At 42.9% G+C, this 24678-nt stretch carries 22 protein-coding genes; 11 read left to right on the top strand and 11 right to left on the bottom strand.

Annotated features, from left to right (window positions below):
* Nucleotides 1–84: 84 nt before the first annotated feature.
* From pilB to mutT, 7 genes are all read left to right on the top strand, one after another.
* The gene (gene pilB, locus L2730_RS09180; protein WP_248974316.1) at nucleotides 85–1791 is read left to right on the top strand and encodes a type IV-A pilus assembly ATPase PilB; all 1707 of its coding nucleotides are present in this window, start codon (nucleotides 85–87) and stop codon (nucleotides 1789–1791) included.
* A 45-nt stretch (nucleotides 1792–1836) separates the two neighbouring features.
* Nucleotides 1837–3099 (top strand): type II secretion system F family protein, encoded by a 1263-nt coding sequence (locus tag L2730_RS09175; RefSeq protein WP_248974315.1) that lies wholly within the window; start codon nucleotides 1837–1839, stop codon nucleotides 3097–3099.
* A 39-nt stretch (nucleotides 3100–3138) separates the two neighbouring features.
* Nucleotides 3139–4050 (top strand): prepilin peptidase, encoded by a 912-nt coding sequence (locus L2730_RS09170; protein WP_248974314.1) that lies wholly within the window; start codon nucleotides 3139–3141, stop codon nucleotides 4048–4050.
* 102 nt (nucleotides 4051–4152) lie between these two features.
* On the top strand, nucleotides 4153–4758 hold the full coding sequence (gene coaE / locus L2730_RS09165; protein ID WP_248974313.1) for a dephospho-CoA kinase: 606 nt from the start codon (nucleotides 4153–4155) through the stop codon (nucleotides 4756–4758).
* Nucleotides 4759–4766: 8 nt separating this feature from the next.
* Entirely contained in the window at nucleotides 4767–5501 is a 735-nt protein-coding gene (gene zapD, locus L2730_RS09160; protein WP_248974312.1) for a cell division protein ZapD, read from the top strand.
* A gap of 48 nt (nucleotides 5502–5549) precedes the next feature.
* The gene (yacG, locus tag L2730_RS09155) at nucleotides 5550–5786 is read left to right on the top strand and encodes a DNA gyrase inhibitor YacG (protein ID WP_248974311.1); all 237 of its coding nucleotides are present in this window, start codon (nucleotides 5550–5552) and stop codon (nucleotides 5784–5786) included.
* A complete protein-coding gene (gene mutT, locus L2730_RS09150; RefSeq protein ID WP_248974310.1) occupies nucleotides 5783–6178 on the top strand; it encodes an 8-oxo-dGTP diphosphatase MutT in 396 nt (131 codons plus the stop codon). Before yacG ends, mutT begins: the two co-directional genes overlap by 4 nt.
* A gap of 106 nt (nucleotides 6179–6284) precedes the next feature.
* Here the strand turns inward: mutT and L2730_RS09145 are convergent, their stop codons facing one another.
* Nucleotides 6285–7682: a M16 family metallopeptidase gene (locus L2730_RS09145; RefSeq protein ID WP_428848446.1), complete on the bottom strand. Its 1398-nt coding sequence runs from the start codon at nucleotides 7680–7682 to the stop codon at nucleotides 6285–6287.
* Between the two features lie 77 nt (nucleotides 7683–7759).
* Nucleotides 7760–9091 carry a M16 family metallopeptidase gene (locus tag L2730_RS09140; RefSeq protein WP_248974308.1) on the bottom strand — a complete coding sequence of 444 codons (1332 nt, stop codon included), beginning with the start codon at nucleotides 9089–9091 and terminating at the stop codon, nucleotides 7760–7762.
* A 322-nt stretch (nucleotides 9092–9413) separates the two neighbouring features.
* Here L2730_RS09140 and L2730_RS09135 point away from each other — a divergent pair, with 322 nt between their 5' ends.
* The gene (locus L2730_RS09135; protein ID WP_248974307.1) at nucleotides 9414–10100 is read left to right on the top strand and encodes a PilZ domain-containing protein; all 687 of its coding nucleotides are present in this window, start codon (nucleotides 9414–9416) and stop codon (nucleotides 10098–10100) included.
* A 19-nt stretch (nucleotides 10101–10119) separates the two neighbouring features.
* On the opposite strand, the gene L2730_RS09130 is transcribed toward L2730_RS09135, so the two are convergent.
* From L2730_RS09130 to L2730_RS22050, 4 genes are all read right to left on the bottom strand, one after another.
* Entirely contained in the window at nucleotides 10120–11082 is a 963-nt protein-coding gene (locus L2730_RS09130; protein WP_248974306.1) for a hypothetical protein, read from the bottom strand.
* 74 nt (nucleotides 11083–11156) lie between these two features.
* Nucleotides 11157–11795: a class I SAM-dependent methyltransferase gene (locus L2730_RS09125; RefSeq protein ID WP_248974305.1), complete on the bottom strand. Its 639-nt coding sequence runs from the start codon at nucleotides 11793–11795 to the stop codon at nucleotides 11157–11159.
* A 31-nt stretch (nucleotides 11796–11826) separates the two neighbouring features.
* A complete protein-coding gene (locus tag L2730_RS09120) occupies nucleotides 11827–12183 on the bottom strand; it encodes a hypothetical protein (protein WP_248974304.1) in 357 nt (118 codons plus the stop codon).
* A gap of 129 nt (nucleotides 12184–12312) precedes the next feature.
* Entirely contained in the window at nucleotides 12313–13860 is a 1548-nt protein-coding gene (locus L2730_RS22050; RefSeq protein WP_248974303.1) for an EAL domain-containing protein, read from the bottom strand.
* Nucleotides 13861–14330: 470 nt separating this feature from the next.
* Between L2730_RS22050 and L2730_RS09110 the strand changes: the two genes are divergently transcribed.
* On the top strand, nucleotides 14331–16433 hold the full coding sequence (locus tag L2730_RS09110) for an EAL domain-containing protein (RefSeq protein WP_248974426.1): 2103 nt from the start codon (nucleotides 14331–14333) through the stop codon (nucleotides 16431–16433).
* A gap of 330 nt (nucleotides 16434–16763) precedes the next feature.
* Here L2730_RS09110 and L2730_RS09105 read toward each other — a convergent pair whose 3' ends face one another.
* Both L2730_RS09105 and L2730_RS09100 read right to left on the bottom strand, forming a co-directional pair.
* The gene (locus L2730_RS09105; RefSeq protein ID WP_248974302.1) at nucleotides 16764–17366 is read right to left on the bottom strand and encodes a tRNA-uridine aminocarboxypropyltransferase; all 603 of its coding nucleotides are present in this window, start codon (nucleotides 17364–17366) and stop codon (nucleotides 16764–16766) included.
* A gap of 175 nt (nucleotides 17367–17541) precedes the next feature.
* Nucleotides 17542–18744, bottom strand: coding sequence for a multidrug effflux MFS transporter (locus L2730_RS09100; protein ID WP_248974425.1), 1203 nt, complete (start codon nucleotides 18742–18744; stop codon nucleotides 17542–17544).
* A 100-nt stretch (nucleotides 18745–18844) separates the two neighbouring features.
* Between L2730_RS09100 and L2730_RS09095 the strand changes: the two genes are divergently transcribed.
* Nucleotides 18845–19816 carry a LysR family transcriptional regulator gene (locus tag L2730_RS09095; protein WP_248974301.1) on the top strand — a complete coding sequence of 324 codons (972 nt, stop codon included), beginning with the start codon at nucleotides 18845–18847 and terminating at the stop codon, nucleotides 19814–19816.
* 636 nt (nucleotides 19817–20452) lie between these two features.
* On the top strand, nucleotides 20453–20791 hold the full coding sequence (locus L2730_RS09090; RefSeq protein WP_248974300.1) for a hypothetical protein: 339 nt from the start codon (nucleotides 20453–20455) through the stop codon (nucleotides 20789–20791).
* Here the strand turns inward: L2730_RS09090 and L2730_RS09085 are convergent.
* The 3 genes from L2730_RS09085 to L2730_RS09075 all read right to left on the bottom strand — a co-directional run bounded on the left by L2730_RS09085 (nucleotide 20781) and on the right by L2730_RS09075 (nucleotide 24641).
* On the bottom strand, nucleotides 20781–22064 hold the full coding sequence (locus L2730_RS09085) for a hypothetical protein (protein ID WP_248974299.1): 1284 nt from the start codon (nucleotides 22062–22064) through the stop codon (nucleotides 20781–20783). The genes L2730_RS09090 and L2730_RS09085 overlap by 11 nt on opposite strands.
* 333 nt (nucleotides 22065–22397) lie before the next feature.
* Nucleotides 22398–23807: a DUF4145 domain-containing protein gene (locus tag L2730_RS09080; RefSeq protein WP_248974298.1), complete on the bottom strand. Its 1410-nt coding sequence runs from the start codon at nucleotides 23805–23807 to the stop codon at nucleotides 22398–22400.
* A gap of 105 nt (nucleotides 23808–23912) precedes the next feature.
* Nucleotides 23913–24641, bottom strand: coding sequence for a hypothetical protein (locus L2730_RS09075; RefSeq protein ID WP_248974297.1), 729 nt, complete (start codon nucleotides 24639–24641; stop codon nucleotides 23913–23915).
* Nucleotides 24642–24678: the final 37 nt, after the last annotated feature.

Below are 24678 nucleotides of genomic sequence, written 5' to 3'. Positions count from 1 at the left end.
CTACAATTTTATTTATAAAAACAATCATGACAAAACCGATAAAAAACGTTATTATTTTTACACTTGTGTGCAACGGAAACGCCTATGCCATCAACTGGCCTACATTTGGGATTATCAACGCTTTTTATTCGCAAAGGACTGCTTAGCGAAGAACAGTTAGCGGAAGCAATAGCACAATCCCGAAAACACAAACAGTCTTTGGTGCGCACCTTAGTGACCATTCAGTTGCTTTCAGCGCGTGAAGTTGCCGATCTTTGTTACGAAGAATATGGCACACCGCTACTCGATCTCAACGAATTTGATATCTCGGCTATTCCTGATGAATACCTAAATAAAAAGCTGATTGAGAAGCACAAATGTTTACCACTATTTAAACGCGGAAATCGCCTGTATATTGCCACATCTGATCCGACTAACATCGCTGCTTTAGAGGATTTTCAATTCAGTGCAGGCTTACACGCCGAGGCGATTCTGGTTGAAGATGATAAACTCACTAAAGCACTGGAAACCGTGCTCGAAGAAGATATTACTGCTCTCGATTTAAGCGCTATTGATGAAGAAGCGCTTGCTGGCATTGAAGTAACCGATACCGATAAGCGTGATGAAGAGCTAAGTGATGGTAAGGATGATGCTCCAATCGTCATCTATATCAATAAAATTCTCACCGACGCCATTCGCAAAGGTGCATCAGACCTGCACTTTGAACCCTATGAAAAACGCTACCGAATTCGTTTTCGTATCGACGGGATCTTACAAGAGGTTTCAGAGCCACCAGTCAATCTATCAGCTCGAATCTCCGCGCGCTTAAAAGTGATGTCCAAGCTTGATATTGCTGAACGAAGAGTTCCGCAAGATGGTCGCATCAAGATGAAGATGTCTCGCACTAAATCCATCGATTTTCGTGTCAGCACCCTACCGACTATTTGGGGTGAGAAAATAGTGATGCGTATTCTGGACTCATCTTCAGCGCAGCTGGGTATTGAAAAGCTCGGTTATGAAGATGATCAAAGGCTAATGTATGAAGAGATGCTGGCCAAACCCCAAGGGATGATATTGGTGACTGGCCCTACTGGGTCTGGTAAAACAGTATCGCTTTATACTGGGCTTAATATACTTAATACTGCTGAGCGCAATATCTCCACCGCCGAAGATCCGGTGGAGATCAACCTTGAAGGCGTTAACCAAGTTCATATTAACCTTAAAGCGGGTTTAACCTTTGCTTCCGCGCTGCGCTCTTTTCTACGTCAAGATCCTGATGTAGTGATGGTCGGCGAAATCCGCGACTTAGAAACTGCTGAAATCGCCATTAAAGCGGCGCAAACTGGTCACTTAGTGCTATCAACCTTACACACAAACTCAGCAGCAGAGACTTTAACACGTCTGATAAATATGGGCGTACCTGGCTATAACATTGCCAGCTCGGTTAACCTAATTATTGCTCAGCGGCTATCACGGCGCCTATGCCAACACTGTAAAGCTCCAGAAGAGATCCCCACGGATGAGCTGCTAAAACTTGGTTTTAGCCAAACACAAATAGATGCTGGTATTACGCCCTATAAACCTGTCGGTTGTGAGCACTGCACTGCGGGTTATAAAGGCCGTGTTGGTATCTATGAGGTGATGAAGATGTCCGATGAGATTGCCCGCACCATTATGGAGGGCGGCAATTCATTGCAAATTCTTAAGCAAGCCAAGGTGCAGGGGATGCGTGATTTGCGTGATTCAGGGCTGCTAAAGGTTACTCAAGGTGTTACTAGTATTGCCGAGATTAATCGTGTAACCAGCTTTTAATTAGAAATGATTGTCATCCTAAAACAATTCAAATAGAAGGCACCAATGGCAACAGCAACCAGTCAATTAGCCAAGAAGAAAGGCGCGAAAAAGAGTCAGCCTAAGGTTGTCACCTATTCATGGAAAGGGGTCAGCCGTGATGGTCGTCGCACTTCCGGCGAATTAAGAGGCGTTTCTAGCGCTGAAATCAGGGCGCAACTGAAAGCCCAAGGGGTTATCCCAAAAGCAGTACGCAAAAAATCTTCACCACTGTTTAAGTCTGAGAAAAAAATCAAGCCCATGGATATCGCCATGGTCACTCGACAAATAGCCACCATGCTGGCAGCGGGGGTGCCAATTGTGACAACACTAGAATTGCTGGGTAAAGGCCACGAAAAACCGAAAGTTCGTGAATTACTGGCAACGATTGTCAATGACGTGCAAGCAGGTATTCCGCTATCGGAGGCATTAAGACCCCATCGACTCTATTTTGATGATCTTTATGTTGATTTAGTTGCCGCGGGAGAGCACTCGGGCTCCTTAGATGCAGTATTCGACCGTATTGCCACTTACCGCGAAAAATCGGAAGCACTAAAATCTAAAATCAAAAAGGCGATGTTTTACCCCATTGCAGTGATTATCGTGGCCATAATGGTTACTGCTCTTTTATTATTATTTGTTGTACCACAGTTTGAATCTATTTTTCAGGGCTTTGGTGCTGAGCTACCCGCTTTTACTCAGTTAATTGTAAACCTCTCTCGTTGGCTACAAGCCTCTTGGTATATCTTTGTCATTGCCATTGTCAGTAGTATTTGGCTGTTTAGGCGAGCTCACCGTAACTCACAGTTATTTCGCGATAAAGTAGATATATTTCTGCTTAAAATCCCGATTGTTGGTGAGATTTTACATAAAGGCGCGATGGCGAAATTTGCCCGCACTTTAGCAACGACTTTTGCTGCTGGTGTGCCACTGATTGATGGCCTAGAGTCTGCAGCTGGCGCATCTGGCAATGCAGTATATAAAAAGGCAGTATTAAATATTCGTACTGAAGTGATGTCAGGGATGCAAATGAATGTTGCCATGCGCACTACAGGTTTATTTCCCGATATGATGATCCAGATGGTAATGATTGGCGAAGAGTCTGGCTCATTAGATAGCATGCTCAATAAAGTGGCCAATATCTACGAGATGCAGGTTGATGATGCGGTTGATGGTTTATCCAGCTTGATTGAACCGATTATGATGGTAGTGATCGGCACCTTAGTTGGCGGTCTGATTGTCGGTATGTACCTACCGATCTTCCAACTGGGTAACGTTATTGGTGGCTAGACAGCCTTTTAACTTTTAGAAAGAAAATAAAAGAAAATAATGACTGAATTAATAACTATTTTTAACCAACAACTTTGGTTATTTGTCTCCCTTAGCTTTGTGTTTGCTGCGGTTATTGGCAGCTTTTTGAATGTGGTGGTACACCGCTTGCCAGTAATGATGAAAAGAGACTGGCAGCAAGAGTGCAATCACTACTTAGCTGAGTATAAAAAAACCGTGTTTGAGCAGAATGAAAAAGCACTTACTGCGCCAATCGATGAGTTTCCTAAAAAGTACAACTTAGTGGTGCCAGGCTCTGCCTGCCCTAAGTGTAAAACCAATATCAAGCCGATACACAACTTGCCGATTATCGGCTGGCTGATGCTACGCGGCAGATGCGCCGCTTGTAAAAACCCAATCTCGGCACGCTATCCAATAGTAGAGTTGATTACTGGCGCATTAGTGGCTTTTCTTGCTTGGCATTTTGGCCCGACTACAGAATTCGTCTTCAGCACCATTTTGACCTTTGCTTTAGTGGTGCTGACAGGCATTGATCTCGATGAAATGCTACTACCGGATCAAATTACTTTGCCACTTTTATGGTTAGGTCTAATCTTAAATCTAAGTGGTACATTTGTGTCGATGTCAGACGCATTAGTAGGCGCTGCCGCGGGTTACTTAAGCCTTTGGAGCGTGTTCTGGGCATTTAAGCTGCTAACCGGTAAGGAAGGCATGGGCTATGGTGATTTTAAGTTGCTAGCTGTATTTGGCGCCTGGTTTGGCTGGCAAGTATTACCCTTGGTGATTCTACTGTCTTCACTGGTAGGCGCAATTGTCGGCATTAGCTTAATTGCTTTTAAAAAGCTTAACCAAGGTAACCCTATTCCTTTTGGTCCCTATATCGCCGCTGCGGGTTGGATTGCCATGATATGGGGCGAGTCGATCACCCAATGGTATTTATCGACGCTTTAACGCTTCTAGAAAAGCGACGGCATAAATGCCGACCTCCTTTAAAAAAAGGTCCTAGTATCTAGGATCTTCTAAGCTTTTAGAATTAATTACTTTTGAGGGGCTATGGCTGACTTTATTGTAGGCTTAACGGGCGGGATCGGCAGCGGAAAAACCACCGTCGCTAACCTTTTTGCAGATCTTGGGGTGGTGTTAGTCGATGCCGACATCGTCGCCCGTGAAGTGGTGAGTCCAGGTTCAGAGGGCTTAGCGGCTATCGTTAAACATTTCGGCGCAGAGATCCTGCTCAGCGATGGACATTTAGATCGTTCAAAACTCAGGGAACGTATCTTTGACAACGATGAAGAACGTTTATGGTTGAATGGGTTACTGCACCCGTTAATCAGAGAAACCATGCTGAGAAATTGTAAAGAAGCTCAATCAAATTATGTAATTATGGTTGTGCCCTTGCTATTTGAGAATGGGTTAGATAGGTTAGTACAACGTACGCTTTTGGTTGATATTTCACCACAGCTACAACAACAAAGAACCATGGCAAGAGATGATGTCTCTGCCAAGCAAGTCCAAAATATAATAGGCAGTCAGGCCACAAGAGCCGAGAAACTGTCAAAAGCTGATGATGTCATAGACAATCAAGGAGAGATATCGGCGTTAAAGTGCAAGGTAGACGCACTAAATTCACTTTATTTGAAGATATGCGGTAATACTTAAGCAACGCCATGACTGATTTAATCTATGAACAACCGCTCAATGAAAAAATACGTAGCTATTTAAGGCTAGAGTATTTGGCTGAGCAATTGCAGGCTAATTTAGATCACGATCACCAGCACCGCTGTTTTTATCCATTATTTTCCCTTTGTGAACTCACAGAACGCTGCGATTACCGTGGTGAAGTGTTGAAAGATTTAGACAGGCAACTATTTGCACTGTCTAAATGGCAATCGCTGCCTGCGATAAATAGCGAAGAAGTTGAAACTTATATCGCCAAGCTCAGTGTTGCAAGAGAAGTGCTGCAAGTATCCGCACGCCCAGGACAACAGATAAAACAAGACCGCTTTCTTGCAGCCCTTAGGCAGCGCTTTAATATGCCTGGAGCAAGTTGTAATTTTGACCTACCACAACTGCATTTTTGGCTGGCTAAACCATGGGAAGTTCGTCAAGCAGAGTACCAAGAGTGGATGAGTCAATTCGCCTGCCTACTATCGCCAATTAACTTACTACTCGATTTAACCCGCCAAACCACAGAGTACAACCAACTACAAGCAACTGCAGGTTTCTATCAAGGCGATAGTGAACAAGCGCTGTCACTCATTAGAGTTAAGCTTGCTGCCGAACAAGGTTGCTACCCTACAATTAGCGGCCATAAAAATCGATACGCCATCCATTTTGTACAGTTCGATAAGCAGAAACATTCAGACCAATTGATTCAGTTTGAGTTGGCAACCTGCCCTTAAAAACGCTAATATCGTGCCACTATCACTCAAGCACTAGCTAAATCAATTATGCCTCTAACTGTAAAATGCCCAACCTGCCAAACCGAAGTCACTTGGGATGAAACCTCTAAATTTAAGCCTTTTTGTAGTGACCGCTGCAAATTAATTGACCTTGGTGATTGGGCTGCAGAGAAGAATGCCATTCCAGTTAAACCTGAATTCGATCCAGAGATGTTAGATCAACTCGGTTATGATGAAGCGGACTTTTTTATGGGTGATGACTCTATGGATGATAAAAAACAGTGAGTAAACAAATCCATGTTGCAGTAGGTATCATTGAAAACAGTGCACAGCAAATTCTACTCGCAAGACGTCACGCACACCTGCACCAAGGCGATAAGTGGGAGTTTCCAGGTGGCAAGGTGGAAGTTGGAGAAAGTACCTCGCAAGCGCTAATCAGGGAGCTTAAAGAAGAGGTTGATCTTAACGTTGTAATGACTACTCCCATGATGGAGATCCACCATGATTATGGTGACAAAAAGGTGATGCTTGATATTCACTGGGTTAGAGATTTCTCAGGTACAGCTCAGGGGCTAGAGGGCCAAGCTGTTAAGTGGGTTACCAAGCAAGATTTAGTTAACTTTGAGTTTCCAGCGGCCAATAAAGCGATAGTCGATCGGATCTTAGCAACGATTTAATGTGATTAGATAATTGCTAGACATAAATGTTCCAGACATCAAAAAGCCGCGAATTATCGCGGCTTTTGCTATCTCAATGAGCGAAACTCACCCATTTACTTATTACTTAACCACCAAAGCCCACATCTTTAATGTCGACCTGCTTAACGCTACCGTATTGCTTAGCAATTGGAGCAATTTTGGCGGCATTACCGATAATTACGAACTGTAAGTTATCTTTCGGAAAGTAAGTGTCGATTAAACGCTTTGACTCTTGCAATGTTAAGCCATCAACCTTTGCTTGAAACTCATTGATAAACGCATCATCAAAGCCATAAAGGTACATATCAGACATCAAGCCCGCTAGCTGGCCACTCGTTTCATACTTCGGTGGAAACTGGCCTTTAACGTATGCTTTAGCTGAATCAAGAGTCTTTTGATCTAAGCCTTGCTCCCACAGACGATCATAGGTTTTAAGCGCTAGGTCGATAGTCTCTTTAGTTGTCGCAGTCTTAGTAAAGGTGCTAATTCTAAACGTACCAGCTGCAGAATAAGCACTGAAGCCTGAACGAGCACCGTAAGTTAATCCCGCATTAACCCTTAACTCGTCATTGAGCCATGAAGTAAAACGCCCACCCAAGATGGTGTTGATCACTGTTAAACCAACAAAATCAGGGTTGTCGCGACTAATCCCCATACCGCCGACTAAAAAGGTGGTTTCAACTGCATCACCTTTATCAACTAACAACACCTTGTTAGCATCAAGCTTCGGTAAACCTTGTTTAAGATTTAATGGAGTAATGGTTTCACTGTCTTTCCAGTTGGCAAACAACTGCTGTAACTGTGCCTTCATCTTCGCAGCATCGAAATCACCGACAACACTGATAGCCGTGTTCGATGGTTGATAGTAACTCTTATGAAAAGCTCGCAGCTGCGACACATTCAATTCTGCCAACGACTCGCTATTACCCGATGTCGCATTACCGTATGGATGGTCAGCAAAAATGAGTTTGTCATAGTAGCGACTAATCACTGCTCTTGGACTCTCTTTCGATTGCCCTAAACCCGCTATCTCACGTTGACGTAGCTTGTCAAACTCAGCAGCATCAAAGTCTGGCGATAACAACACACTTTGGATCAGTGGCAACATGATGTCAGCATCCTTCGCCATAAAGTTTGCACTTAAATAGCTACCCTCTTTACCTGCTCCACTAGAAAGGCTTGCGCCGAGAAAGTCTACCTCTTGCTCTATCTCAAGCTTAGTTTTGCCTGCTGCACCCAGCATTAAACTCGCAGCGGTGACTTGCGCCACACCCGAAGTCGTATCGTTTACTGCTCCAGCTCTGACCGTAGCATTGACCGTAATAAGTGGCACTTCAGTTTGCGGCATCAGATAAATAGTTAGGCCGTTATCAAGTATTAATTGCTGATATGCTGGCACACTAAAGCTGCCTGTATCTACGGTAGTGCTTTGCATATCTGTGGCTGCACAACCCGTAAGCGTGATAGCGCTAGCTACAGCCATAGCGCTAACAAGTTGCTTTGTTTTCACGACCAAAGGCGCAGAAACTGACAATCTAGTGACTCTGTTGATTAATGTTTTCATTCGTCAGCCTCCTCAGTAGCAGCCAGTACAGCAACAGTTCGATTTGAACGCTTTAGATAAGTTTGCGCCACACGTTGAATATCCGTAGGCGTTACCTTGTTGTATTCTTGAGGGGCATTAAACAACTTATCGTAACTACCAAAGAACAGCTCATAGGTTCCAACTGTATTGGCTTTACCATTAATCGTTTCCATCGCTTGATAGAAGCCCATCAATTTGATGTTTTTAACTTTCTCCAACTCTTGCTCAGTGACACCTTCGCGACCGATACGGTTGATCTCAGCGATCATACCTTTCTCAAGTTCGACTGCTGTTATACCAGGATTCGCCACGCCCATCACATAAAATAGGTTCGGGTCGAAAGACATTGGCATATAGGTTTCAACTTCAATTGCCACCTGCTTATCAACTAAGCCTTGATACATTCGTGAGCTGTTACCAGTGGTTAAAATAGACGACAATAGATCAAGTGCATAGTAATCAGCATTTGAAGTTGCAGGCACATGGTAACCGAGCATTACATTAGGTGTGCTCACCGACGCTTTTTGAACATAGACTCTACGCTCACCTTTCTGCAGCGGCTCAACGGTTTTCACCTCTCTTGGAGGAGCTTGTGCTGGAATAGGTGCAAGGTATTGGTTTGCTAGACGCTTCACTTCGGCAAGCTTTACATCGCCCGCAATTACGACAACAGCATTGTTAGGTGCGTAGTAGGTTTTATGGTACTGAACCAGATCATCCAATGTCCAAGCAGCAATATCTGACTCATGGCCAATCACCGACCAGCTGTATGGATGCGCTCTAAATGCTGCACCTTTTAGCTCTTCTTGTAGGTTGCGCCAGTTGGAGTTTTCAAGACCTGTCAGACGCTCAGATGCTACTACTCCGCGCTCACTTTCAACCATTTCAGGGTTAATATCGAGATTTGCGATGCGATCTGCTTCTAGATCAAAAATGGTTTCAATCGCATTGGCTGGAAACCAATCTGTATATACAGTTAGGTTTTCAGTGGTGTAAGCATTGTTTGCACCACCAGCCGCTTCCATGGTGCGGTCAAACATTTTTGGGCCATATTTCTTAGCGCCATTGAACATCATATGCTCAAAAAAGTGTGATATCCCTGTGATACCTGGCACCTCATTACGCGAACCTACTTTCCAGAATAGGTACATATTAGCGTTAGGGATCGAGCTGTCTTCTAACACCATTATTTTCATGCCGTTATCCAGAGTAAAACTCTGAATATCTTTGGCTTCCGTTGCCTGCACAGCAGATGCTGTAAATAGCATACCCACTGACAGTAACAATGCCTTTGTATAGCGCTTCATTATTCGCTCCTTGTTTGAGCACTTATGTCGTCATTACAAAAAATATCACTGCAAATAGCAGTTTTTATTATCTAAATGACCTAATTCAGCTGATATAAAAAAGCAATTCGTGCTGAAAATCAAATTTGCTTATCTTTTATTTGTAACGTTCGGTAAACACTTTGATACTTTTGTTAACTCAAATGGGCATCCTGCCATTTATCTAACTCTGCGATTCAAATCATCAAGCTGTCAATACGACTAAAAAATACTCTATAAATATCAACAGCAGCAACCTTTTATGCTAGCTTGAATCAAAAGATTCTTAAGCAACGGCCTGACTATGCCAACTGAAAATGATTTTAATGCGCTTGATAATTTAACCTGTAGTACTGAAGTACATCTGCAGGTCCTGACTCCAACACAAGCCATTCGCTTACGCAGTAAACTCATTGGTGTGGATTCAGGCCGCTCCATCATTCTTGCTCACGGCAACGATAAAGCTTGGGCTGCTGCCACTCCATTTATTAGAGAGCGGCAGAGCGTAATCATGCGAGTGGTTAACAGCGATGAGCAAGATGCCAATATTCTTGCCTTTAGAAGTAGTATTCAAAAAGTCATTACCGTTGTTGGCCGTTGGCTTATCATTGATTACCCTAAGGCTTTACAAACAGTAGCGCTAAGGCAGCATTCTCGGATCCCCATCAAGGTAACTGCAAATTTAATTTGTACAACAAGCAATGCCGTGGTTTCTCAAGGCGAGCTACGTGATATATCCATAAAGGGCGGCGCCTTTGTCGGTGAGCAGATAGAAGGCTTTGAGCTTGATAACCAATATAAACTGCAAGTTAGGCTTGATGAACAAAATGAAACCATTGAAACCTTGGTCACTTTGAAAAACCAACAGGAAGCTGAAGGCCAAGCAGAACAAGTGCAATACGGCTTGATCTTAGAGGCTGCTCATGAAGAAGCTGAAGTAATGGTACAAAAAGTTATTTTGCACCACCTTCTACAAAATCCAAAAAACTAACTTTTGGTTAAAATAGTATTCACTGCTGCATTAACACTTGCTCTATCTTAAACAGAATTTTGGGCGATTTAAGCTCAGTTTCTTCGGTAACTAATAGGGCAAAGTTATCAGCAATAATCTCTTCAGGGTGAATAATATAGTTGGTATTACGTCCCACTTGCTTAAAGAAACCTTTCAGATCAGGCACTGCAATGATTTCAGCTTGCTGCGGGTCGTAATCCGCTTTACTCGCCTGCTCCCCCTTGCCTACAATGACAAACTTAAAGGTTAAATAGTCAAAAAACTCACCGCCTTTTTTGACATCATATTGCTCAACGTCTGAATATAGGATTGGTACAACCCACACAAGCTCGCCTTTATATTTAACTTGTATTGCAAAGTCATTTACCGGCGCATCAGGATTAGTAATCTTTTGCTTAGCCAAGTTGGTTGGAAATTCTATGTCACCGACATACTCATAGCCTATGGCTTGATATAGCGCTTGCTTTATCTCAGGGTTAAAACGCGAGTATACATGCAGTAACTCATGAGCTATCAACCTAGGTACCCCCTGTTTTTTCGCCAACTGCCGTGCTTGTAGAATAATAGCTTGGCCTCGGGTATAAGCCGCTCCGCCCTCCTCCAATCCTGTGGTTTTGATGAATTGAATCGGATCGGGTAAGCTCACTTTTAGTTCTGCTAACTTAGCGCTAATACTGTTAAATGCATCACTAATGATCCGTTGTTCTTGCGGCGTCCAATCTAAAGTTTGCTGCGCTACAAAACCAAGGTAATCACCCTTTGACTGAGCCGTATCTTGTTTCATTCTGGCATCGATATCAAACTGGCTCACCCGTTGAACAAAGTCATCATTTAATGTCAGTAAGTTAGTTGCTTCGGTTTTATTCAAAAACTCTATGTTATACGTAGGTTTAGCATGCACCATGTGACTAAATAGCAACACAGCGACAAAGCAGCTGAAGAGAGATATTCTATTTAACATATTTAAATTCCAATAGATTGATAGCCGCTCTGCTTCAAAATATATTGATCAAAGCCGGCTGAACGGCAACAGATTTAAATCCGTTTGGTAAAAAACACCACGTCGGTGTCGATAATCTCTAACGTCCAATTATAGTTATCAGCAATCCACTTAAATGTCTCTATTGAGTAAAAACAGATATGTGTTAAGTCCCTCTTATAGTGCCATTGAGTAAAAGCGGCTTTATCAATAACCCGCTTAGTCATCACCACTAATGTTGCTCCAGGTTTGAGCAAATTATCCAGCTTTTGTAATAACATCAAAGCATCTGCAACGTGTTCAATAACTTCTGTTGTGGTGACAAAATCATACTGCTGTTGCAGCAACGCCATGTCATTATAATAATAAGGGTCATAATTGCTGATCTGGATACCTGATTCAGCAGCGATAACACTGATAGCAGGCCCCGGACCACAGCCAAAGTCTAGTCCTTGAGCTTGGCTCGCGAGTCGTGAAAATAGCGGTACTAATGCGCGGGAAAGAAATTGCCTGTAACCCTTGTCAGCCGCACTGTTCTGATGAAAATTATAAATAGCCTTTTCATCAGCCACACTCAAATGAAACTTTGGCGGAACAAAAACTAACTGACATGTCTGACAACGCCGATAATACCGAGCTTTGTCTCTATCAAACAGCTCCGAATGAGTACATCCACACAAAGGGCACTGAACCACGCAGTTCTCCCATTAGCCTCAGAGGTATTGGTTATAAAGGTTTCGGTATTTTCCGCTCTAGTTTAGCCGCCTCTTTGGCTTCCCTTAAGTACTTATCTTCTCTAGATTCTCGCTCATTGAACTGCAGTTGAGCTTTTTCACGCTGTTCGGTTTGCCAATCTCTTTGTTTCTCTTTGGCGAGCATCTCTTTTTCATGTTCAGCACTCTTATTGGCTGCATCCCGCGCTTTTTTCAACTGCTCTTGCTCGATTGTCAAAGAACGCGCCTTTGCTTCTTCGGCCTTATCAGCTAGCACTGCGGGGTCACTTTTGTCATTTGCCTGTAGGTCAGCACTTAACCCCAAAGCAAGTGGTAGGAGAACAGCCATTAATACTTTAGCTAATGTCACTCATCATTCCTTAAATAGCAATCAGACAGCTAGCTAATACTACCTTATACCAGCTGCATAAAATATCGGCTTATTTAGTCATATTCTTGCCGACCTTCGGCATCAAATCGTCAATAAGTGCGGATTGTGTTAGTTTTGTTTCGATAACCAAAAATGCACGAACTCTTCAGCTGGCAAAGGTTTTGAAAAATAATAGCCTTGATGTAGGTGAACTCCCCTAGCGAGTAACGCTAAAGACTGCTCCTGCTTCTCAACACCCTCAGCAATCACTTCCATCTCTAAAGTCTTAGCCATCTGTATATAGGCATCTAACACGGGTGTGTTATCAGGCGACAACACTAAGGTATCAACAAACAGTTTATCAATCTTAAGAATATCGATATTTAGCTCTTGTAGATATGAGGCTCCGCCATAACCTGTTCCCGCATCATCGAGTTCAATCATTACCCCAAGCGCTTTCAACCGCTCAAGATGTTGGTTTGCGACCTCTAAATTTCGTAAAGGCAAGCGCTCCGTAATTTCCACTGCTATCTGCTGAGTAGGAAAGCCAGATGCCGCTAACTGCTCTACATGATGACAAAAATCTTCTTGCTCAACTTGCTCAGGAACCAGATTCAAACTGCACCTGAATTCACTATCACTTGTAAATATAGGCTTTAAATCTTCCGGGATCTGCTCAAGCATCTGTATCGTTAGCGGATTAATTAATGCTGTACGTTCGAGCTCATCAATAAAGCGAGCTGGAGAGATAACCTCTCCATTAGGCTTTAGCCAGCGAACGAGCGCTTCGGCTCCAACTATGCGTCCAGTCGCTGCATCCATAATAGGTTGGTAAAAAGCAATCAACTCCCTTTGATGAATAGCCCGTTTTAATCGCTGCTTAAGTGATCGCTCTGATCTTTCGAGCAATTTAAACAAATAAGCACATAAAAATGCTACCAACAATGACACTGGCAAGCTGAATATCATGCCGTTTTTCATCATAACTAAAATGCGGTTACGATTTACCTGAGAAGCAACATAGAAAGGGTAGCGATCACTTTCAATTCGAATCGTCGTGATTACATCCGCCAATGGATCTCCCATTGAGTAAACCAAACTGTCATTATTCAGCTTAACTTCAACATGTCTGCATTTGGTACAGTCAGGGTCAAAAAACGCATAACTATCATCAAGTGTAATGCGGATAGCACTAGTATTCCTTTTGCCGATATAGCCAAGAAACAGGCTGCGGCTATCCTGCTGTTTCCAGTTATAATTGAGTACTGCAAGTGGAAACTGGCGATTAACTTCATCAAGCAAAATTAAGTGTTCAAAATTACGATCTTTTTTAGCAACAACGATCTCACCAACCACAGAGCAATAGGTAAATCTCTTAGCTTCATTACTCCTGACAAAAAACAGTCCACCATTAAAATGATGCAGTAAGAAACGCTCTAACTCTGCACGCCCCTTATCATCACACTTGTCATAATGTAATTGCTCTAGTTTATACATATTACGCATAGCATAATTAAGCTTATGCTCTACATAATTTACCATCTGTTCAGCATCAGAGGTTACTTCTGTAGTCACTCGCCAATAGGCAATCGCATACGACAGCAGCATCATCAGTGATAATGCACCAGTGAAAACGCCGATAATAGGCAGAAAAATCTTGCTTCGAAATTGGCCCACTAATCACCTCAAGATTGTTGAATCTATTTCAGATTACCGTAACCGCACTGCAATCACCCACATTAATTTAACAAAGGTTACACTTCGAACTTCAACTGTGGGATCGCTCACGAAAATAATTCGATGCGAAACACCTAGTATATGTTTGTTAAAAGGTTCATCTGTAGCGTATTACTCAAGCTATGATAAAGATTAGTAATATGTCATCACGTATCCAACCAACTTAGTTACACCTACTCTTATCAAGCAGTTAAACAAGTCGATAAAAAAACATAAATTTGCTTATGCATAGCATTTTTATGATCAAAAACTGATTTTATACAAAAATTTGTTACAACAAGTTTGTACAAAGCGTCAAATAAAGGTATTTTTGACGCTTATAGAACAAAGTATCTAAAACTCTAGATCTATTCACTTTTAATCAGTACCGACCATTAGAATAATGTTATGAAGGAAAGGGAAAAATGAATATGCAAAAGTGGTCGGAGTTATACTCTCACCTAACATCTTCCACCCCTTCTCTTTCCGAGCAACTTATTCAACTAGATAGTGCAGAGCCCCCCTCAGCCTTGGCTATCGTAAAAGGATATCATTTTCTTGCAGCCAACCAAGCAACCTTAAGTTACTTCGAAAGTGTTGAACAAAATTTTGTCCATGCCACGCCCTATGATTTCTCTCCGAGAATACAATCATCAGGTAGAAATAGTGTCGAGTATGGCCAACAAAAGCTCCGTGAAGCCGCTAAAGGCAATATAGTCGCCTTTAACTGGCTGCACATTAGCCAGCAAGGAACCGAGCTGCCGACCAAAGTGACCCTTTACCCTGTAAAGCTTAGAGATGAAGATGTCATTTTGATTCAATTTACCCCTATGGACAGAAGAGGTAAGCGTCGCACACGCTCAAGTAATGGCTTTGAAGGGCTGCCGAAAGAGCTAATGTCGATAACACTAGAAGACAGTGCAGAAGCTGTATATATCACTAACGAAGACAATCGAATCTTGGCAGTAAACAAAGCCATGTGTCGTATTTGTGGCTATAGCGCTGAACATATGCTCGCCAAAACCCCTAATGAGCTCGGCATTGAAGCGATGTTCAACGACACTAATCCTTTGAAAGAGAAAGGCAACTGGCAAGGCGAAGTCTGGAAATATCGCTCAGATGGCTCAAAATTCCCCGCTTGGCAGAGTTGCCGCCGGATCTATGCAGATAGCACTGTGTACTTTGTCAATTTATTCAGTGATATTAGCGAGAAAAAACGACTCGAGGCTAAGCTCACTCAGCAAGCTATGTACGACAAACTAACCGGTTTACCCAATCGATTTCACCTTATCAAAATTCTTAATAAGGCGATTGAAGATATTAAACAGCACAGCAGCATGATTGGTGCTTTAATGTTCTTAGATCTCAATGGCTTTAAAAATATTAATGATAGTTTCGGTCATGCAACAGGCGATAAGGTTTTACAATTAGTTGCGGCAAGACTAGAAACTTGCTGCCTTGAAGACGCTGAGATAGCTCGGCTCGGTGGCGATGAATTTACCTTAGTACTGCCAAGATGTAAGAACAAGCAAGAGATCGAAACCTTCTCCGATCTGGTTCTTTCTTTATTTGATGCACCATTTGAAATCGATGGCCAGAAATTTTACCTCAGTACTAGTATTGGAATATCACTATTCCCACAGCAGAGTCACGAAGCTAATCAATTACTGAGCATGGCTGACACTGCGATGTATTCCGCGAAGAAGAGCCCAAACCACATTCGCTTTTACAACGCAGCAATCAGAGAAGCTGCAGAGAAAAAACTCCATATACTCAATGACCTGAGGCACGCTCAAAGCTTAGGACAATTTAGTTTAGTTTATCAACAAATTGTTGATCTTGAATCCAACGAGACGATTGCCGTTGAAGCGCTACTGCGTTGGCAACGTAGTAACGGCGATATACTGGAGGCCAGTGAGTTTATTCCTTTGCTGGAAGAGACTGGCTCGATGGTCAATGTCGGTCTGTGGGCTCTAGAGCGAGCCTGTACCCAGATGGCTCTGTGGCATACTCAGTACAGTAATACACTCAAAATCACGGTTAACATCTCGACTTCACAGCTGGAACACCCAGATTTTGTATCAATGCTAACCAAGGTACTACAACAGACTCAGTTGCCATCAGATAAACTGATTATCGAAATTGAAGAGTCTGCCCTGATCCGCAAACCCGCCCTGATGTCTGCTGTATTAAGTGAACTAAAACAGCTGAATATCGGCATAGCCATCGATGATTTTGGCGCTGGATTATCTTCATTAAGTCGATTGGGCAGCTTGCCAATTGATTGCTTAAAAATTGACTCCAGCTTTGCACAACGATTACATGAGCCTCAAGGAAAAGAGCTATGTAAAGCCATGGTGCAATTAGCTCAGACTTTGAATATCTGTTATATCGCGGAAGGTATCGAAACTAAAGAGCAAAAAGAGTTGTTAGCTAAGATGGGCAAAGGATATGGCCAAGGCTACCATTTTGGCTGGCCTGCAACGGCTGATGTGTTTGCAACAGAATCATTATATCTGCTTAAAAAAGCCTAGGGGTTGTTGCTCTTTCGAGCTTAGTTTTTGTTCTATTATTTACCGTAAGGAATAATTACTTTATTACAATAATTGAGCGATACTGCTTAGCAGGCTAAGCGAAAGCTTGTAAGGCATCCTAGTCGTAATGAAATAAAACACATTGAAAGATGGCTGCATCAATCACCTGAATAAATTCAGTGTCGCCCCCTGCAAAAGCTGTGAATGAGGCAGCCACTAACGTTAGCTAAAATAGCTTACATGACTATTAAACCCTATATTTCACTGGATTAGCGTGACCTAAATTGGGTTTTACTGAGTATTAGATGACCTGATTCACAAATTCTACTTCTATTTATTATCTCTATATCGCGCTCTCACATCTGCAGGCATTGACGCCAACCTTTGCTCGACTAATGCAGCTAAGGCATCAGTCAGTGGAGTCACATCTTGCAACGGAGTAATCACTTTCAACATCATCGCACTAGCCTCTAGAGTTGATAAACTGTCACTGCGGCTTGCTTTGCGGATGGTGTAATTAGAGGCTGACTCTAGATCAAGGTGTAGAGCAGGAAAGTCCGCTAACCACGGGTTAAGCTTCAACAATTTGTAAGCTTTTCTCCAAGTACCATCTAATAGCAAAAGAATCACCTCTTCACCCACTGAGGCGCTATTCGCCAATTCACTGCTTTCTGATGGATAAACTAAATAGACCTGCTTTCCAGACTCAGCTAAATATAGCCTTAATGCAGAAAAATCCTCCGCCGTTTCACCTACAAATACCTGTGTTTCGGGAATGACAAGCTCCATTAAACGCACGCTATTTTTGGCATGTCCAACTTCACTAGGATCTTGCAACACGATCAACTCAGTTTTTACCTGCATTTTTCTAATACTGGCACACAAGCATGCTTTCAATGGGTAATGGCATGTCGGACAATCTGGACGAGACAAAAGTGTAAACCTTTTTCATTGCGCTAACTTGGTAGTGCTTAGTTTATACCAATTCGCTATGTTCTATCATTAAGCTTCACGCAAAAAAAACCTGCATAGATGGTTGCTCTATACAGGTCAAAGGGTGTTTCATCGTTAGCCGTAAAACAGAGCTAACTGTAATTTCATCAGTTGCTTAATAAGCATGTTGCTCTTGATGCCAATGGTCAAAACGGGACATTGCCATCATAGAGAGCAAGATGATCGCTAATCCGCCCATAACTAAAGCCACAGCATAAGGCGCTGGAATACTGGTTTGTTGCACTAAGCCTGTCAGTAATGATGCACCACTCATCTGAATGAAACCTAACATCGCAGTTGCAGTGCCCGCTCTTTCACCAAAGGCAGATAACGCCATACTTGTAGCAGGCCCTAATAACAGCGCAAAGCCAATACAGAGCAACATCATTGGCAACATAAAGCTAAATGCCGCTGCTAACCCCGTTTGAGGGCCGAATATCTGTACCAACACTTCGGTAGCCGCAGCAACCAGCATAAAGGCCAGTGCGAGTATCACCGTCGGACGATTACCTAGCTTTTTAATCACCACTGGAGCCGCAAAACAAGCAACGATATTAACCGCAGCGTTAAGGCCGAATAGGCCACTAAAGGTCAACTCTGACACGCCAAGGCGATCTATTAACCAAACAGGGGCATAAGAGACGTAGCTTAAAATGGCCGCCATCCCTGCCATACAAGCAAAGGCATAGAATAAAAAGTGTGTTTCAACTATCACAGGTTTATAACGGTCCCAGCGATATAGTGGGCCCGAACTGACGGTATTTTTAGGACGAGTTTCAGGCAGACGATAGCCGACAAAAACTAGGATAAGAATTGCGTACAGCGTCATAAAGACAAAGGTCGAGCGCCAACCAAACTGCAAGGCCAACAAACCACCAAGCGTTGGTGCTAACGCTGGAATCACACAGATCATGCCGTTAAGGTAGCTGTAGTAACGAGCTCCCTCTTTTGGAGAAAAGCAATCACGCACCGCACTAAAGACTACGATAGAGGTCGAGCAAGCAGCCAAGCCTTGTAATACGCGAGCAAACTGCAGCCATTCAAACTCAACAGCGACGGCTGCCAACATGCTACTTGCGGCATAAAGAATAATACCGCCTAAAGCGACAGGTCTTCTACCATATCTATCGGCTAAAGGACCGATCAATAATTGCCCTGTACCCATGGCAAATAGAAACAACACCAAAGTCGACTGGATTTGGCTAGCAGAAACTGAAAAATCTGCCGCCATGGCAGGCATGGAAGGAAGGTAAATATCGATAGCCAAAGGACTAAGAACCACCATCGACATTAAAATAGGTAATAGGTTACGACGCATCATCTTTCTCAAATATAGGAAACATGACTATATTAATCAAACTATGGTATGAACAGAAATGATATTATTTCCATAATGAATTTCCATTGAGGAATATCTAGTGAAATTAGAGAATTTGGCTCGAATCGATTTAAACCTATTGGTGATACTGCAAATACTGCTTGAAGAAAAAAGTGTTACCCGAGCAGCCAACCGTTTACATGTCAGTCAGTCTGCATTGAGCAAAAGCCTCAACAGACTGCGCGAAACCTTAGGCGATCCTCTTTTCCTGCGTACAGCTCATGGTCTGAAGCCAACCGCTCACGCCGTGCAGCTAGGAAAAATGCTGCCACAAAGCCTACAGAGCTTGTATCAACTGACTTTGCCGCCTAGTTTTGAACCCGCTAGCAGTACCAGGCAATTCTCATTTGCTATGGTTGAAAGTGCATATGAAACACTCATTCCCTATTTTATTGGCCCGCTACTGACTAAAGCCCCCAACCTTAAGCTCGATAGTTATGTTTGGACCGAAAATTCGACACTAGCAATCCAACAAGGGCAGATAGATTTCGGCATATCTGGACGAGATCTGCATCCACAATCAGCTTTTCAGGTAGACAGGCTACCAGACGGAATAGCGCATCAAACACTCTTCACCGACGAACAAGTTTGTCTTGTTCGAAAAGACCATCCATTGCTAAGTGCAATAGCCGCTGGTCATTGGGATCGAGAGATCTACCTAGAGATGGCACACGTGCAAGTGCGCTGCGAAGGGAACGACTGGTGGGCACTAGATTATCACTTAGCCGATTTAGGGCATCATCGTCGTATCAGCACTACAGTGCCTGATTTTTATGGTGCAGCTAGTATTTGCGCCCATAGTGATCTTATATTCACTCTCCCAGCAAGCTTTGCTAAACATGCCCAAAAGCTATACCCGCTGGCAGAACTGCCGCTTCCCTTTGATTTCATGCCACTTGCTTATGTGTTGTTATGGCATCAGAGAAATGATGATGACCCAGGACACCAATGGGTTAAGAACGTAATTTGTCGGAGTGTTTCGGCAGCTTTTAGCTCCCCAGACCTAAAATAATTTGCGGAAGTTATACCCATCCGACCTGAAAATGCAGGATTCAGTGGGAGTTTAATGGGCTTTAGTCACAGGTTCATTGCTCCATGCTGAACCTAAGCACCTACATCCATGTAGGCGAGGCATTGATTGCAGCGAATGGTCGCTCCCTTGGTAAAATCAATAACACAGAGTAAAGCCCATGCTTTTTATATAAGAAACGCCCATCGAAGAAGGGGTTGTGCAAGCCCACTTCGTTGTTGCGGCAACTTAAAAGGGAATAACCATTTCCACGTTAACGCGCCTAGAATTGAACTAGCACAACACCTCTGAAACGAGCATTTTCAGGTGAGATGGGTATAGAAGCAGTTGATCTCTCACGGTTATTTTTGGCCGCCTTTTTAAATATCGTAACAACGCGTAGGCTGTGCGGTTTAGTCATGCTCCACAAAGAATCTTCAACGCAGTAAAAAAAGCCAAGAAGCGCGGATTTAGGGTTAAAGAACTAACTCGAAAGATCAATAGCTCCTAATCAAGATTAACCTTTATTAACGTGAAATCTGCTTAGTTTATCGGCAATATGAAAGTCGTTAGTTTATTCATTCAGTAAGTATTCATCTTTATGGTGTAAGCTAACAACTAAGACATTATGGAGAAGATATGATTTACAACCAGTTTCAAAGCAGTTCAATGCAAAATCGATTTTCTGGCTCTCGCGGCTGGTTAGCATTCGTCATCGGTTTAGCCTTTATGACTCTAGCCTTAGTTGCGCTGCCTTTCCTGCTACTTTTTGGCGCTATCACCTTTATAACACTAAGCCTATTTGGTCGCGTTTATCTAAAGCGTCAGCTAGCACGTTTCCAGAAACAACAAGCAGGACAAACATTCCAAAGAGAAAGCGATCAGCAAACTGATGCTTTCAGCAATACTGTTTTTAAGGACAGTCCATCTCAATCAGCAAGAACGGGACGCACTTTCGAGCACAATCCTAACGAGTAACCTTCATTGCAGATGCACTACGGGGTCTTGATAGCAAGGCCTCAAAACGCTGCCAATGCACCGTTTTACTATCAGATTCAAATTCAACCCAATCTGCTACGGCGTCTTCACCGACACTATAATTAATAATGTAAGAACGATTGCAGTCAAAGAAGCGCATACGTTGCTCAGCTCGCGAATGGGTATAAAGCGCATCGTCAACCAATAGACGTATCGCCTCTTGCTGATCAATTTTTTTATCCGTCAGTAGCTTGCTAACATGGTTTTCAAAGTATCCCAGCCGCTTGATACACGCAAAAACTTTATGAAATAACGCCATATCCGCATCAAGCCCAGCTAAAGGCATTAATACATCACGTTCAAAATCAACGATTTCGTCGGCAGTCATCAGTATGCGGAGCGCATAATTAGCACTGCCTTCAGCTAAGAATGAAATGGGGCTAAATAGCGGGTAAACAGAATACTCTAACCAAGCTTTTCCTTTTACTAGCAGCTGCTCTTGCAAAGCATTAAACACATGATGTCCAGGGTAGCCTTCGTGAGTGGCAAGCTCTAGGTAGCGATCGATTGTCAGCGGCTGATCTTGATTGAGTTGAATAAGACTATGGTAATCGCCTTTAAACCAGTTGTAGGCGGTCCAGACTTTGTCATTCACATACTCTATTTCACAGCTCTCGCTTTCTGGTAGTGTGAACTGCAACTTAGTTAACTCACGCGCCTTGTCAACCGCAGCACTGAAGACAGCTGCAACCTTATCTTTAGGTACAATGTAACTATCTTTAAATAAAGTAAAACGGCTCTGTAGACTACCAACCCCAGGTAATAGTTGTTCAAGTTCAAGGTGTATTGCCTTTAGTTCATCTAGCTGGAAATCAGCGACAGCGGAGTCATATAACCTTGCGGCTTCTTCATCAAAACTCAGCGGCTTGCCTTCCAACAAATCTAAATAAGCTCCAATAGATGACCATTGCTTTTCTAAAAAGTTATAACGTGCTTGTAACTCTGCATTAAACTTTTTGGCGCCCAACACATTAAGTAACTGACTACCTTCTTCAAACTGCGATCTAAGTGCTGTCATCGGCTGCCAGTAAGCTTCTTCCTTCCAAGCGCTTGGGCCAAAATAGGCGTCTATATAAAGGTCATCATGTTGCCCTACAGCCAGCACCAATCGAACATAGCGCTCTGCAAAATGATTCAGCTCAGTGTTTAGACTTTTCAAGGATATTTGAGAGGTCGGAATTGACTTCACTTCATTTGCTGCAGAGTAGGACATATAGCGCTCCAATATTTTATTTGAAGCTAAGGTACACATATTGCATAATGTATACAAGTTAAATTAGTAAACAATAAACTGAATATTGTATTTTATAATTTACAGCTGGATTACCTGTTAATGATATAATTGCAGAACATAAAAACAAATAAAATTTCTTTGCCAAGCTTTATGCTTTTCATAGAAGGTGTTGTAGAAAAGTAATCCCGTTTAGATTGATCGATATGCCACTATAAAATTGGATACGTGAATAGAATTAGCCTCACGAATCGAGCTCATTCTGGCAGATTGCATCTAGTCATTAATCAATTTAAAGCCAGTATTTTTTATGACTTAACTCAGTAATTCAGCAGCTTTTACTAATGCCTCTTTCTCTTGTGGTGAACTTGTCATCTGCATCACAGATAACACTTGCTGTTCTAGCGATGCCCAAAGAGGTTCAATAACCGCTAGCTCTTCTTCATTCGCATGCTCTTTAGCAAGCTTAAGCAAAGAGGCTGAAGCAACCACATCGATGCGACCAAGCACACCATCGGCTAATGCAATACTTAACTCTATCATAGCTGGCACACTATGACCGTACTTTATGACTTCACGTAAATAGGCTTCAGCTTGAGTGTAATCCTCTATAAGGCCTGTATCGTCATGCAGCATAGTCTGAGCTCTAGAAAGCATAGCATCTACCTGCCCTTGCTCAGCGGCTTCCGCTAACCAGTACTCACTTTTGATTGCATCCACGTCACAACCTTCGCCACGCGCTAACATCAGTGCGAGATGAAACTGTGCGTGTGGAAAACCTGCTTTTGCCGCGCGGCTGATATATTTATAAGCACACTGCAAATCTGATTTTTGATAGTAGAGTACCCCTAAATTAGCCATCGCTTCTGACTGCTCAAGCTTTGCTGCTTGGCTTAAATACCGCTCTGCAAGCTCTATATCAGCGGTAAAATGTTGACTTCCTACTAAGTAGAAGTAACCGAGTAGCGCCATCGCATTGGCAACGCCTGCAGCCGCCGCTTTGGCGATTGCTTGCTCGCCTGCAATAATATCAAACTCACCACTGTAGCCATGGATCAGCGCCACGCCGTGTTCAAAGAGTGCATTGATATCATGCTCCGCAGCCTGAGAGAACCAGTAACTCGCTTGCTTAAAAGATGCGGTCGAGCGCTCCTTTACGCTATCCTCACTACGCTCTTGCAAAGCAAGTTCTTGCTCTCTTTGCATTAATGCTCGCGTCTTAAGTGACATCCCCACCAAATATTGTGACTCGGCATCTCGCTCCATCACTGCGCGGTAACACAGATCTCTACCTGCTAAGGCGTCAAACTCTTCAAAGTAATATTCAGGAGTGGCATTGCCAGTGACTTGCTTAAATAAGGTGTCCACGAGCTGCAACAGGTTCTTAATCGCTCGTTGACTAAGCTGCTGTAATTGCTCTGGCGTTAGATGATATTTTTCAGGATGCGCACCACGGTTACCGTCTGTGCGTAATTTATGCAGTGCTCGAGTAGTTTTTACATCGATTAATCTACGTTGATTCAGTAGCTCAATGCGGTCATAGAGGTTGGGGCTGTCAAAATGAATTGAACGTTTCTCGGCCAGCAAACTGGTTAGTTTATGACTAAAGCTTCTTACGTGCAGTAACGCCTGAGTAGGAACATCAGTAACAAAACTTTTGGCTTTACGGTAGTCTTGCCCCAGCTCTGCCGAAAACTGATTAACGAATTCTATATCGTTTAACAAGATACGCTCCTACGCCGCTAACTGCGCCACACAGTGATATGTTGAAACTCTATCACGAGCATTTTATTCAGTACTCGTGATAGAGCTGATAAGCAATAATCGTGATTACTGCTCTAAATTACCCTGCACATCAGAGTCGTCACGCGCAACCATGTACAAACGGAACAGTGCTACGTTCACAAATAGGCCGAAGAATGCCACAACGACTTCACCAACAAGCTGTAACGGCACGCCGCCCAGCTGTGTTACAAGTGCCAATACGCCACCAGCAAGTGAGATAGGGATATAGATTAATAATACCGTGATGGTTTTCAGCGTGATTGGTCCACTAAAAGAGAAACTACGTTTAATAGCTTCCAACGGGGTTAACCGCTCTACAACCACCATAAAATTAACAAATGCGAGTCGAGCAAATAGATAAATACTTAATACTAAGCCGATAATACCAAGCATTGGGTTAATCGCTAGTAATACAATAAATGGCCCCACAACCGCTAAGCCAGACAACACGCCAGCCAACAAAAGAGTCGGTACAAAATTCAAGCTGGTTTTTAAGATCATAGCATTACTCGGACTGTGTCCTTGCGAGCGGATCTCTAAAAACAGTGTCAGAGCGGCGATAAGAAAGGAAAAAACCAACAACAACACCATCATAGCGACCATATGACTAGTGCCAAACTGCGGATTTTCAAGATCAGCAGCGTTAATTTCTAGGCTCAACCATAACTGTATACCCACTTGGATAAACAATACAGGCACCAGTAATGTAGCTAATTGACTAATATTATTACGGAAAAAATTAAAAGCTTGAGTCAAGATGGCAGATAATGACATAGGGTATTCCAAACATTGAAATTGAATAACACGAATT

Source organism: Shewanella kaireitica, assembly GCF_023284045.1.
Classification (GTDB): Bacteria; Pseudomonadota; Gammaproteobacteria; order Enterobacterales; family Shewanellaceae; genus Shewanella; species Shewanella kaireitica.
This window is presented reverse-complemented; position numbering and strand designations above follow the sequence as displayed.

Coding starts and splice junctions, on each gene's coding strand:
- L2730_RS09110 (WP_248974426.1), top strand. CDS start 14,331: ATGCAAAAGTGGTCGGAGTTATACTCTCACCTAACATCTTCCACCCCT.
- coaE (WP_248974313.1), top strand. CDS start 4,153: ATGGCTGACTTTATTGTAGGCTTAACGGGCGGGATCGGCAGCGGAAAA.
- L2730_RS09090 (WP_248974300.1), top strand. CDS start 20,453: ATGATTTACAACCAGTTTCAAAGCAGTTCAATGCAAAATCGATTTTCT.
- L2730_RS09100 (WP_248974425.1), bottom strand. CDS start 18,744: ATGCGTCGTAACCTATTACCTATTTTAATGTCGATGGTGGTTCTTAGT.
- pilB (WP_248974316.1), top strand. CDS start 85: ATGCCATCAACTGGCCTACATTTGGGATTATCAACGCTTTTTATTCGC.
- L2730_RS09145 (WP_428848446.1), bottom strand. CDS start 7,682: ATGGCTGTAGCTAGCGCTATCACGCTTACGGGTTGTGCAGCCACAGAT.
- yacG (WP_248974311.1), top strand. CDS start 5,550: ATGCCTCTAACTGTAAAATGCCCAACCTGCCAAACCGAAGTCACTTGG.
- L2730_RS09130 (WP_248974306.1), bottom strand. CDS start 11,082: ATGTTAAATAGAATATCTCTCTTCAGCTGCTTTGTCGCTGTGTTGCTA.
- L2730_RS09085 (WP_248974299.1), bottom strand. CDS start 22,064: ATGTCCTACTCTGCAGCAAATGAAGTGAAGTCAATTCCGACCTCTCAA.
- L2730_RS09140 (WP_248974308.1), bottom strand. CDS start 9,091: ATGAAGCGCTATACAAAGGCATTGTTACTGTCAGTGGGTATGCTATTT.
- L2730_RS09075 (WP_248974297.1), bottom strand. CDS start 24,641: ATGTCATTATCTGCCATCTTGACTCAAGCTTTTAATTTTTTCCGTAAT.
- L2730_RS09170 (WP_248974314.1), top strand. CDS start 3,139: ATGACTGAATTAATAACTATTTTTAACCAACAACTTTGGTTATTTGTC.
- zapD (WP_248974312.1), top strand. CDS start 4,767: ATGACTGATTTAATCTATGAACAACCGCTCAATGAAAAAATACGTAGC.
- L2730_RS09135 (WP_248974307.1), top strand. CDS start 9,414: ATGCCAACTGAAAATGATTTTAATGCGCTTGATAATTTAACCTGTAGT.
- L2730_RS09175 (WP_248974315.1), top strand. CDS start 1,837: ATGGCAACAGCAACCAGTCAATTAGCCAAGAAGAAAGGCGCGAAAAAG.